The sequence below is a fragment of the Colwellia sp. SU-HH01172 genome, assembly GCF_057553355.1.
Window position 1 is genome coordinate 174,739 of the sequence record NZ_BAAJMB010000007.1, and the last position, 12,408, is coordinate 187,146.

Genomic DNA, 12,408 nt, shown 5'->3' on the forward strand with positions numbered 1-12,408 from the left:
GCCATGAAGATACTTATTCAATTATTTATTCTTACCATTTTGCTTTTACCGACAGCGATAAAAGCAAGTAATGATATTTTAATTGAATCATTTGAAATTATGCCGACTATCTGTGTGGTAGCGCGAGATAAAAGCTGTCAGCAAAAAATTCGTTTTCAATGGCGGCTCAGCCAAGTGGGGGCGAGTTGTTTATATCGTGACGGGCAGAGTAACCCTTTATACTGCAGCAAAAAGCAACAAGACACTTCCGTGGAATTAGCGATGAGCGTGAGTAAAGAAAATGAATTTATTTTGCGATTATCTGGTGCATCTATTAGAGAAGCCCGACGCCAGCTCAAGGTGAGAGAGTTAGGCAAAGATGTAAGACAATCTCGTCGGCATTTATGGAGTGTATTTTAATGACAGCTTTACTCAATGAAAGCCCTAATAATGAGCGTAAAACGAAAATCTTATTGATAGAAGATGATCAACGCTTAGCTCAATCGATTACCATCTTTTTTACCTCACAAGGCTTTGACGTTAAACACTTTATTAATGATGAATGCTTAAATTCATTAATTGAACATGAACAAATAGATATTATTATTTGCGATATTATGTTGCCGGGAAATGATGGCTTTCGGATTATTAAGAAGGTACGGGCTTTTTACCATGGTCCCTATATTTTCTTAAGTGCTTTAAATGATTTAAAAAATCAATTAAAGGGCTTTGAGTTAGGCGCAGATGATTATATTTGCAAGCCTGTTGATCCACAATTATTGTTAGCTAAGGTTACTGCTTGTTTGCAACGTACGGCAAAAGTTGAACAACGCGATGTACTGACGATTGGTAATTTAACGATTGATAAAAATAATCGTTGGGCACGATTTGATCAGCAAGAAATTGCTTTGTCTCGACACGAATTTGATTTGTTATGGTTGTTGGCAGTAAATTATGGCAAACAAATCACTCGAGAATATTTGTTTGTTAATACCTTAAAGCGCTCGTATGACGGACTCGATCGTACGATTGATGGTCGGGTGAGTCGTTTGCGTAAAAAACTATTAAGCTATGAACAGCTGTCATGCCGAATAAATACTATGTGGGGCCAAGGTTATATGTTAACGGTTAACGAGTAAACAGTTGTTTAAAGCCTTTATAAAGCATTACTTACTGATAGTTGTTGGCATTGTTTCCAGCATTCTAATTGCCGATTATTGGTATAATAAAAGCGTTCAGCCAAAGGTCGAAATACCGCTAAAGATTGCTCATATTTTGCCGCTTATTGAGCAATACTGCCAAATAGAAGATTGCGCTGAGCGTACAATACCTTTTGCCGTACCAGCAATATTGGTTGATAAATCGTTAATAACCTTTCCTAATGAACAAACCAAAAAGCTTAGTCAAGGCGCTACGGTATCGGTATCTGGCGGAGAAGAAGGAAATTATTTCTATCTTGATTATGATCAAAAACACTTTCTGCAAATAGGGCCAATAATCACTCCTCAACAAGAGACTAGCCATCTATACACGAGTAGCTTTTATATTCTCTTGGCGGCAGCGTTATTTTTAGGTTTCTATCCGCTGTTTCGAGATATGGCCAAGCTTAATGATGTCGTTCGTAAGTTTGAGTCTCAGCAAGCATTAAATGCCAGCGATTTTCCTGATTCATCCTATTTTCAGCAAATATTTATCACTATCAGAGGTATGCTGGAAAAAATAGGCCGTTTGGTGGCCTTACAAAAAGAGCTTTCTGACACACTTTCCCATGAAGTCAGAACCAACCTTTCTAGCGCTAAATTCACCTTATCTGCCATGAATGATGATAGCTACCCACAGTTGAAACCTCTACTTGACGGTGATATTTCAGATATTGAACGGTTAGTACAAGAATATTTGAGCTTTTCAAAGCAAGAACATCAATGTCCCTCGTTAGTGTTAAGTGCGCAATCACCAGCGGCGATCATTGAAGAGTATATGGGCAAGCTATTACGTTTTTCAGATAAAAAAGTCGACTTTTACAATCGCAGTGCTGATGTGGCGTTAATCGATGAACGTTACTTTTCCCGAGTAATAAAAAACCTTATTGATAATGCGCTAAAACATGCGAGACAAGCAGTCGCCATAACACTCTATCGGGCTGATGAGATGTTGGTTTTACAAATTGAAGACGATGGTCAGGGCTTACAAAGTGAGAAATTTGATGATCTGTTTTTAGCGTTTAACCGAGAAAAAGATGACTTAACAGGCTACGGATTAGGTTTGGCAATTGCGAAAAAAGTTGTAGATTGGCACCAAGGTGAAATTATTGCCATGAACAGCCAAACCCTGTCGGGCGCTAAATTTATTGTTCAGTTACCCATTGTCGATAATCAACAACAAGTTATTTGTCAGCCCATTGGCGAACAATTGACAACCCGTAACAGGTCAGGGCAACAGTAAATAATTGTCAGCTGGAATTTTTCATCAGTGCTAATTGCTATCGCGTTCACAACCCTATGGCAGAAACGTTAAAAAACAAGTGCAATAAAGTATGGTAGAATTCCGCTAACCCATGAATTTTCGATACCTTCTCCTGTTATGAGCGCAACTTCTCGCTGTTTTACGACATTTACCGCTAATGTAGACTCTTTATCCGTCCCCAAGCAATTTACCTTTCCCTTTTATTATCAAGCTCAGCCATTAGCGATAGCAGCTTGCGAAGAGTTGCAGCAAAAGCTTAGTATCAGTAAGCAATGGCAACAAGCTTGTGGTCTATTATCAACGGATGAGCAGATTGAAGATCCTGCTAATGTTGGAAAAATGTTTGGCGTACTAGTGGTTAAAAATACTCGGCAGCAGTTGGGTTATTTAATGGCGTACTCAGGGCAACTTGAACACACCTCGCATTCTATTGCTTTTGTCCCCGCAGTTTCTGATATGCAATTACAAGACAGCCAGTTTCTAGCGGAGAAAAAAGCTATTAATTTGCTAAATGCTGAAATTGAACATTTACAAGCAAGTCCAGAGCGCATCAAGTTAGAGGAGGCATTGGAAAAAGCGAATGCCGACTGTCTAGCGGAACTTACTTGTCAGCAAGCATTGATGGTCGCGAGCAGAAAACAACGAAAATTGAAACGCCAGGCAGCAGCCGAACTTTCATCGACAGCAGAGCTAGAAGCATTAAAGGTAAAGCTTGCCGGACAGAGTATTGAGCAGAAGAAAAATTTACAAGCGCTCAAGGCTTTATGGTCAGAAAAAATTACTGCGATAAAGTCTCATTTTGAGATGAAGAATGACGAAATTTTAGCGTTAAAAAAACAACGAAAGTCACGGTCAAAAAATCTTCAGAAGAAACTTTTTCGCCAATATCAATTTTTGAATGCTAAGCAAGAAGTTAAAGATCTTAATAAAATTTTCGCCGAATTACCTGAACGCACACCACCCGCAGGCTCAGGAGATTGTGCAGCGCCAAAATTACTGCAATATGCATATCAAAATAACTTTCAGCCGATAGCTATGGCGGAGTTTTGGTGGGGCGCTGCGCCTAAGTCTGCCATTCGACATCATGGTCAGTTCTATCCATCTTGCTATAGCAAGTGTCAGCCAATACTGGGCCATATGTTGCAAGGGTTGAATGTTGAAGCGAACCCGTTATTAATAAACCCAGCAAAAGGCAAAGATTTAAGTGTTGTTTATCAAGATGACGACCTACTGGTGATAAATAAGCCGGCGGAGTTCTTGTCTGTGCCCGGTAAAAATATTGAAGACTCAGTGTATTTACGCGTTAAGAATCAATTTCCTCAGGCAAGCGGTCCGCTCATTGTTCACCGGCTAGATATGTCAACTTCAGGCTTACTGGCAATTGCGTTGAATAAGCGCGCCCATAAGGCATTACAGAAGCAATTTATTGAACGCACGGTTAAAAAGCGCTATGTCGCGCTGCTAAATAGTCCGCTTGCTGAGGAGAGTGGCACGATAGATTTGCCACTTCGATTAGACTTAGATGATAAACCGAGGCAATTGGTGTGTTTTGAGCATGGTAAAAAGGCACTAACTCATTGGCAAGTCATTGCTAAGAATGCCAAGCAAACCTTAGTGCATCTGTTTCCGGTAACAGGCCGTACTCACCAATTAAGAGTGCATTGCGCCCACCAATTAGGTTTGCAAGCGCCGATTTTTGGTGATGACCATTACGGTGTTAAGGCTAATCGCTTACATTTACATGCAGAATATATAGCAATTAACCATCCGATATCAGGTGATGCAATGGCATTTGAAGTAGCCGCTGACTTTTCTTTAGCAACGTCGAGATAAAAGCCATTAAATTAGATGTTTATGTAAGTATTGCTGTCACTTCATTTTCTGGTTAAGTGACAGCAATACTCGTTCACATATCGGACAATTTACTGTTTCTCAATTGACGTTTTTGCCACAATTTACCTAGCATAAATTCGGCAGTGCTTAAAAAATCAAAGCATTAAACAGGATTTATTGTTGGCAGAGAATTGATTTTTTATTCATTCAATATCTATTTCCGCTAGTAGCAATGCCGCTTCATCAAAGTCATAGACCTCAATTTTTGCCATAACGGACCTGAGTGTTTGACTTAGAGGCTGGTGCTCAGTCATAGGTAATAATGTTTGGATAGTATCTATCGCCGCCACATCATAGTTTTCAACTTCAGCCTTTAATTGTGCTAATTGCTTTTTACATTGCTCTGGGTCAAAGGGGATTTCTTCTGTTTTAGGGGCTTCTATTTCAGTTAATGACTCTTGAATTTGCTGGAGTTCAAGTTTAGCTTGTTTAATTAACTCTTCGCTCCCTAACTCCTTAACAGCAGCGTCTTCAATAGCGGCAGCTAGCTTGTAAAGCTCAGTTGCGCCGATATTTCCAGCCACACCTTTTAAGGTATGGGCAAGGTATTCTACAGAGGCATGGTCATTTTGCGCCGCTGCCGCTTCAATTGGGCCTATGGCATCGTTATATTTTTCTTTAAATTTAACGAGTAAACGCAGATACAGTGCATGATTGTTTTGCGTTATCGCTAAGCCTGCTTCTGTGTCAATGCCTTTTAATTTTGGGATAGTGCTAATGTCGTTATTTACTATTGTTGATGACGTTGGCCCGGAAGCAATCTTGCTCGGAGTAACCCATTGAGCTAATTTGGTAAATAACTCGCCAGTATTAATTGGCTTGCCGATATGCTCGTTCATACCGGAATTAATCGCCTTTTCTCTATCGCCGGCCATAACATTGGCGGTCATGGCAATAATCGGTAAGTCGACAAAGCGTGCATCTTGTCGTAATTCTCGAGTTGCCGTATAACCATCTTTTACCGGCATTTGGCAGTCCATTAGCACACCATCAAAATCTTCTTGATGTAAGCAGTCAATGGCCTCTTGACCATTATTAGCCACGACGACATTAATGCCATGATGGCTTAATAGTTCTACCGCCAGCTCTTGGTTAATTTCATTGTCTTCGACTAGGAGAATTTTGGCTCCTTCAAGCACACTCATTGCGGCCTGTTCTTCTAATGGTAACAGCTTGTATTTAAGGTTGCGCAAACTGTCATGCCCTAAGGTGATTAATAGGCTATCGAGTAAATTTGATGACGTGATTGGCTTACAAGTGACATAATATTTTTCACCATTTTCGAGCGCTTCGATAGAGTGTTCTAAGCGATTGGGCAATATGTGTAATATTGGTAAATTTTCGCACGCTTCACGTATGCTATATATATCTGCACAATTTTTGCTATCGGTCTCTTTCGAGACGTCAAAAATTAACGCGTCGAATGAATTCCCTGCTAGGCTAAGTTCCGGTAAAGCATCTTCAACACAAGTGTAGTGTTCAACAAGAAAGCCGAATGATTTTAAGATACGCTGCAAAATTGACTTATAGGTGTCATTGTCTTCTATTAACGCCAACTTTAAGCCTTGGATGGAAGATAAATAGGGTTTGTTGACTCTAATTTGTTCGGTTGATTGCGTTTGATAATTAACGGTAAAGTGAAATTGACTGCCGACATTTTCTTGGCTTTCTACCCATATTTCCCCACCCAACAACTCAATAAGACGTTTACATATTGCTAAACCCAAACCTGTACCACCATATTTTCGGGTGGTAGACGCATCAGCTTGGTTGAAAGATTGAAATAGCTTGTCTTGTTGCTCAGCGGTCATGCCAATGCCGGTATCGCATATCGAAAACTTGAGAGTGACATTATCACTATGTTTATTGACACAAGAAATATGTATTTTTATTTCCCCATGATCTGTGAATTTTGCCGCATTACTGCCTAGGTTAGTTAATATTTGTCCTAAACGTAGTGGGTCACCAATTAAGTCAATCGGAACATTTTGTTCAACATCAAAAATTAACTCGGTTTGTTTCTCGGTCAATTTATCAACCAACATATTGCTGAGATTATCGAGAATATCATCCAGACAGAACGGGATACTTTCAATTTCTAGTTTATCCGCTTCAATTTTTGAAAAGTCTAAAATATCGTTAATGATCCCTAACAGAGATTCGGCTGCGCGATTCACTTTAAAAATATAATTTTCTTGTTGAGGCGACATTTTGGTTTTAAGCGCAAGGGCCGACATACCAATGATAGCGTTCATTGGTGTGCGAATTTCGTGTGACATGTTGGCCAAAAAGTTTGATTTAGCTTTGGCTGCGTCTTCAGCTAATGACTTAGCATGTGCTAAGGTTTGCTCAGCCATTTTTTGTTCACTAATATCAACAAAAGTGCCTAATAATCCCCCAACACTACCATCTGATTTTTCAAAACCTTTGACCCAGTACATAGTGGAATGCTCTATACCATCGCCATAAACCATCGAAAGTTCTTTTTTGATCATGCCGGTTGAAGCAATAACTTTTGTATCTTCTTTTTGATAGTTTTCGCGCGCTTCTAAAGGTAAATAGTTCAATTCGAGTACGGTTTTACCAATAATATCCGCTCTTTTGACATCAAAGGTTTGTTCATAAGCGGTATTAACATTGATAAATCTCGTGTCAGGCCCTTTAACAAAAACCGGGTAAGGAATAGTATCGGCTAAAGCCTGTTGAAACAGTATTTGTTCTGCGAGTGCTGCATCGTTTTGTTTTCGAATGGTAATATCTCGAATAATGGCAACAATAAAACGATCGTTGTGAATATCGAGAGAGCTGACCGTCACTTCCGCCGAAAACTCGGAGTTGTCTTTACGCCTGCCGGTTAATTCGATTAGCTGTTTTTGCGGGTCATCTTGTTGTAATAATTGTTCAAAGACATGTAATTTGGCTTCTTCAGGCAAAAGTCGTTCAATTTTTTGACCAATAAGTTCGGCTTTTTCGTAGCCAAACATATTGAGTACTTGTGAGTTCACGATACTGTGCTCTTTATGCTTATCTAGCATCAAAATAGCATCAGGTGCTGATTCCATTAACGCGGCAAATTGTGCTTTCGCGGCATTTCGTTGGGTAACGTCAATTAGCGTTAATCGAACTTCCGTTAATGTTTCGTGTTCATCATATACCGGCAGGGCTGACATCATAGTGTCTATGGTTTGAGATTTACTAATGTTAACCGGAATTTCACATTCAAGTAGCTGAGATTTTGTTTGAAATAGCTTATGGACACAATGTTCATCAGCAACAAATTCTTGCCAATTCAAAGAGACAAAAGTTTCTCGCGGTCGTTTAAATAATTGAGCAAAGGCGCAATTATGTTTAATGAATGCGCCTTTACTATTTAATGTTGCATAGGCAACGGGGGCATGTTCATATAATTCCCACATCGCTCTTTCACGTTGATGCAACTCTGAAGTTCGCTGTTCAACAATTTTTTCTAACTCTTCTTTTGAACGTCGCATATATTTAGTGGAGCGTTGACCAACAGTAACGGTGAAAATATTTGACGTTAAGGTTAGTAGCAGGGTAACAAAGGAAATGAGCATTAATTTATTGCGCAGTGAATTGACACCCAACATGGCTTCTTCAGCGTCTATTTCTGTTGCGATACCAAAGCCATGCTGACTGTCCCATAACCAAGCACCGTAAACTTTAATGCCACGATAATCGTTGTAACCTAATACATTTGAGGAAATTTTGTTGCTAGTAAAAAGTGAGTTATTGAATGCACGCGCATTATTGATTAAATGATTTGCCATAAAAGTATAAGGTAATTGTTGACTATTAACCTTGGCGTCAGGAAATTTAATCACATTAACAAGTGGATCTTTAAGTGATATTAATTGGTTGTTTTCATTGTGATCTTTAAAATAATCTAATGATAGAATATCGGCTTCAAAGCGACTTTTAGAAAGCATTTCTCCAACACTGTTAACTAAGTAACTTTCCCCAGAAGCACCAATGCGACCTTGCTGCATAATATCTGAAATTTTACCGCTGGCTTGTATTCTTAACGTTAGTGCTGCAATCACTTGGTTGTTTTTATCGACGATCGGAGTGGCAATAAACATACTGTATTGGTCGATCGAATTCGAGGTGCCGCCAAAGAGAAGTTTGATATCTGATTTGATTGATGGCACAAAGCGCGTTTCACCATTAAAAACATCAGCGAGAATACTCGGTTGTTGCTGAGCAATTAAATTAGTTTTGCCTAAGTTTTCATTGCGGCTAGAGGCAATATTGAGGTGGTCACGATTGATGATAAAAAAGCCTTGGCCTTCAATGCTACTTTGACGAAAATATTGACGAATGTTCTTTAATGGTGATGAGGTGATCAGCTCATCACGTAAAGTCGGTTGTTGCAATAATTGCTCGGTTAATGCAACGACTTTGTTATCGGTACTAATTTGTTCTAATAAACGTTCTTGATCACCAATCCAGTCATTAAGTCGAGTCTTAGTTGCTTCAACAACAAATTCCAAATTTTTTCGCATATTGGTTTGCGTGCTTTGCTCGTTATCTTGCAAAGTTATATAGATAACGCTAAAAATAATGGCGACATTTAATATCGAAATGGAATGAACAATAAGCGGGAATTTTTTTGATGCCATTAAAACCGCAAGACGTTTTGGGGTGATTAATTTTGGCAGTAACAGTGTTATCGAAATAAGTAATAATGATATGACAACCATAGCAATAATTAAGGTTGTACTACTGTCATTATTCACTCGCTTAGTTGTGAAAGAATTTAAGGCATCCTCTAGCAGAATGTTTTTCGGCAATATTGGCGACGATATCATGCCAAGTTGATGGTAAATTTCGGTTATTTTTTCCATGCGCGTGCGAGCGACAGAGCCGATAGGAATAAATTTCGGCAATATTATTTTACTAATTTCATTTGCTTCAAAGACTAAATGTTCATGAGACTTAGCTTGACTGTTGTATTTCTTTTCAATGAGTTCAATCAGCTCAGCTTTGTGATTGAGGGCATATTGCCAACCTTTAATAGTAGCTTGGCGAACCGCTTGCACACGTTGTGGATTATTCTTTACTTCATCTTCACTGGTAAATAAATTATCGCCATAAAAATCAATGCCGTAGTCTCTAGGGTCAAGAATAAAGATATCAATATTTTCTTGATCAAACTTAAAAGGTTCATCGGTGCTGTAAATTAATATGGCATCAGTATCGCCATTTTCTAAGGCCGAAAACTGATAGCTTTCTTCTTGCCAGTTAAACGCCGAGTCTTTGGCTTGTGCTTGTTTTAACATGGCTAAAATAGGCGCATAATTTTCGCTGGTGGAGTCAACCATGATGCGCTTGCCGATTAAGTCGAAAGGGCTAGAGATATTAGAAGATTTTAACGTTGCAAGGGTGGAAGGAGAGTGTTGGAATATTTGCGCGACAATAACAATAGCTTTGCCCTTGCTTTTAGCAACAATTAAACTGGAGTCATTGATGCCGTAGTGGGCTCTGCCGTCAATAACATAATCTTCGATAGAGCCTTTACCGTTATACTCTCGAAGCTCAACATCTAACCCGAGCTCTTGATAAAAACCCTGTTCTTTTGCGGCATAGTAACCGGCAAATTGAAATTGATGAGACCAGTTGAGTTGAATGGATATTTTGTCGAGTTCTTGAGCAAAACTTTGACCGCCGAAGGTTAAAAGCAGTGTCCAAAGCAGTCCGAAAAGGCTATTTTTAATACGGATGAAATTTAGCATATTATTTGCTTACTCAACGATGATGTTTTATTCAGAAAATTGCGCTTTAATCGCAAGTATTTCATCTAAGTTTTCTAGAAAACAAGTAACTAGTTCGGGGTCAAAATGTTTGCCTGATTCATTTTTAATCAGCTCAATTGTACTTTCGATAGTCCACGCCGGTTTATATGGACGTGATGACGTTAGAGCATCGAAAACATCGGCAATAGCTACAATGCGACCAACCAATGGAATTTTATCTGCTTTTAGACCGTTAGGGTAACCACTGCCATCCCATTTTTCGTGGTGTGTTATTGCCACGGCTTTTGCCATTTCCATTAATGGTGACGGGTCTTTCTCATCTAATATCTCACCACCGAAAGCGGCATGCTCTTTCATTATTTGCCATTCTTCATCGTTAAGCTTACCGGCCTTTTTAAGAATGTGATCAGGCACGCCAATTTTACCAATATCATGCATAGGTGCCGCATTCTTTAACATGTCAGCTGTCGACTCTCCCATGCCTAAGGCATTGGCAAGTACGTAGGCATACTTACTCATACGTTTAACATGATTGCCGGTTTCATTATCTTTAAACTCGGCGGCTCGGCCTAGCTTTTCAATAATATTGTTACGGGTGCTAATGAGTTCTAATGTCTGCAATTTAACTTGTTGATATAGTTCACGCTTTTGGTTGCTTAATGATAAATGAGTTTTGACTCGTTGCATGACAATCGCAGGATTAACGGGCTTAGCAATATAATCAACCGCCCCTAATGATAGGCCACGAGCTTCATCTTCTACGGAAATTTTTGCGGTAATAAAAATAATCGGAATATCGCGAGTGACAATGTCTAATTTTAGGCGTTTACAGGTTTCGTAACCATCGATTCCTGGCATCATAATATCGAGTAGAATTAAATCAGGTCGCGGTCTGACGTTTGCAATCTTGATGGCCATTTCACCATCGCGAGCAACCTTGAGTTGATAACTCGGTTTTAATATTCCAACTAAAACATCAATGTTTTCAGGGGCGTCGTCGACGACTAAGATTGTTGCCGTATCTTTCATGCCAAGGTCCATTATAAAATTTCCAATATTCTATAAGTAAAACATAGCAGTAAGGTGTTCTACAGACAATAAATAGCGAAGAATTTTATTAATTTAATTTTCGTTAACGGCTTATTTGTTACACTGTTAAAAACGTATTTAGCCGCAGTGGAAAATTAGCTTGTCAGAATTTAATATTTATTTGCTACGTCATGGAGAGCTTGTGCAAAGCGGAATTCTTTGTGGACATACTGATATAGCCCTTTCTGAATGCGGTAAGCAACAGCTTAACGATGCTGTTGGCAAATTACCGATAATTTCTCATTGTTATAGCTCGCCACTGGTTCGCTGCCAAGCTTTTGCTGAGCAGTTCTGTCGAAAAAATCAGCTTTCATTGCAAGTTTTAGCACAGTTAAAAGAAATGAATTTCGGTGATTGGGACGGGCAAGATTATGAAAGCTTGTGGCAAGAACGCAAGCTATTAAATGAGGAAACGCCGACATTAGGTGCATTTTGGCAAAACCCTTGGCAGTGCTCTCCACCTAATGGTGAAACCATGATAGATTTTACCACTAGGGTTGATGATTTCTGGCAACAAATATTGCAGCAAATTACCGAACTAAGCCAAGTAACAAAGTCAGAAAATATTTTAGTGCTGAGCCATGGCGGCGTTATTCGCTATATATTGGCTAAAGTTTTAGGTTTGCCTTTGCCGGGAACTGCGCATATGACCCAACTTGACGTGCCATATGGTGGGTTAATTCGTCTGCAAGTTTTTATTGATAGCACGGGCAAAGCTTGGCCTAAATTAATGCTTTAGCTAGTTTGATATGCTAGTCCTTTAGTATGAAGGCAATAGCCACGTTTTAGGCAATAAACTGATTTAAAACATTTTTATGTTTTTCTGACATAACTGAGATAAAAATAAACCTTGCTATTTTCCCCTAGCTGTCGATAATCGCGCCATAAATTTAATAATGTCATATTAATTTTCATTTTTTTATTACCTTGAATGCGTGGTAAATTGAATGAAACTGGGAATGTGGTGAAAGTCCACAACTGTGCCCGCAACTGTAAACAGAGCGATATATTAACCACTAAGTTTTGCGCAAAAATAACTTGGGAAGGGATATATTGAGATGCTGTAAGTCAGGATACCAGAATAATCATTGACATTAATTAGACCGTCGAGCGGGTTACTCGAGCATAGGTTATATTGTCGGTTGTTTACTAATGTTAGGTCATTAGTCAATTCAGGCATGCTCTTATAATATTCGACGTTAATCAAAAT

7 protein-coding genes and 1 riboswitch are annotated in these 12,408 nt (G+C 39.1%); of the genes, 5 read left to right on the plus strand and 2 right to left on the minus strand.

Annotated elements, in window-relative coordinates; all coding sequences use genetic code 11:
• Positions 1–3: 3 nt before the first annotated feature.
• From AC27JP_RS17115 to AC27JP_RS17130, 4 genes are all read left to right on the plus strand, one after another.
• On the plus strand, positions 4–399 hold the full coding sequence (locus tag AC27JP_RS17115; protein ID WP_487117141.1) for a DUF3019 domain-containing protein: 396 nt from the start codon (positions 4–6) through the stop codon (positions 397–399).
• Positions 399–1,118: a response regulator transcription factor gene (locus tag AC27JP_RS17120; protein ID WP_487117142.1), complete on the plus strand. Its 720-nt coding sequence runs from the start codon at positions 399–401 to the stop codon at positions 1,116–1,118. The genes AC27JP_RS17115 and AC27JP_RS17120 overlap by 1 nt, the downstream gene beginning before the upstream one ends.
• 4 nt (positions 1,119–1,122) lie before the next feature.
• Entirely contained in the window at positions 1,123–2,421 is a 1,299-nt protein-coding gene (locus tag AC27JP_RS17125; RefSeq protein ID WP_487117143.1) for an ATP-binding protein, read from the plus strand.
• 138 nt (positions 2,422–2,559) lie between these two features.
• Complete coding sequence (locus AC27JP_RS17130; protein WP_487117144.1) at positions 2,560–4,275, plus strand: pseudouridine synthase; 1,716 nt, start codon at positions 2,560–2,562, stop codon at positions 4,273–4,275.
• A 203-nt stretch (positions 4,276–4,478) separates the two neighbouring features.
• Here the strand turns inward: AC27JP_RS17130 and AC27JP_RS17135 are convergent, their stop codons facing one another.
• On the minus strand, positions 4,479–10,088 hold the full coding sequence (locus AC27JP_RS17135) for an ABC transporter substrate-binding protein (RefSeq protein WP_487117145.1): 5,610 nt from the start codon (positions 10,086–10,088) through the stop codon (positions 4,479–4,481).
• Positions 10,089–10,115: 27 nt separating this feature from the next.
• Positions 10,116–11,138, minus strand: a complete 1,023-nt coding sequence (locus tag AC27JP_RS17140) for an HD domain-containing phosphohydrolase (RefSeq protein ID WP_487117146.1) — start codon at positions 11,136–11,138, stop codon at positions 10,116–10,118.
• A gap of 160 nt (positions 11,139–11,298) precedes the next feature.
• On the opposite strand from AC27JP_RS17140, the gene AC27JP_RS17145 reads away from it, so the two are divergent.
• Entirely contained in the window at positions 11,299–11,937 is a 639-nt protein-coding gene (locus AC27JP_RS17145; RefSeq protein ID WP_487117147.1) for a histidine phosphatase family protein, read from the plus strand.
• A gap of 164 nt (positions 11,938–12,101) precedes the next feature.
• Positions 12,102–12,297, plus strand: a riboswitch (cobalamin riboswitch).
• Positions 12,298–12,408 lie beyond the last annotated feature (111 nt).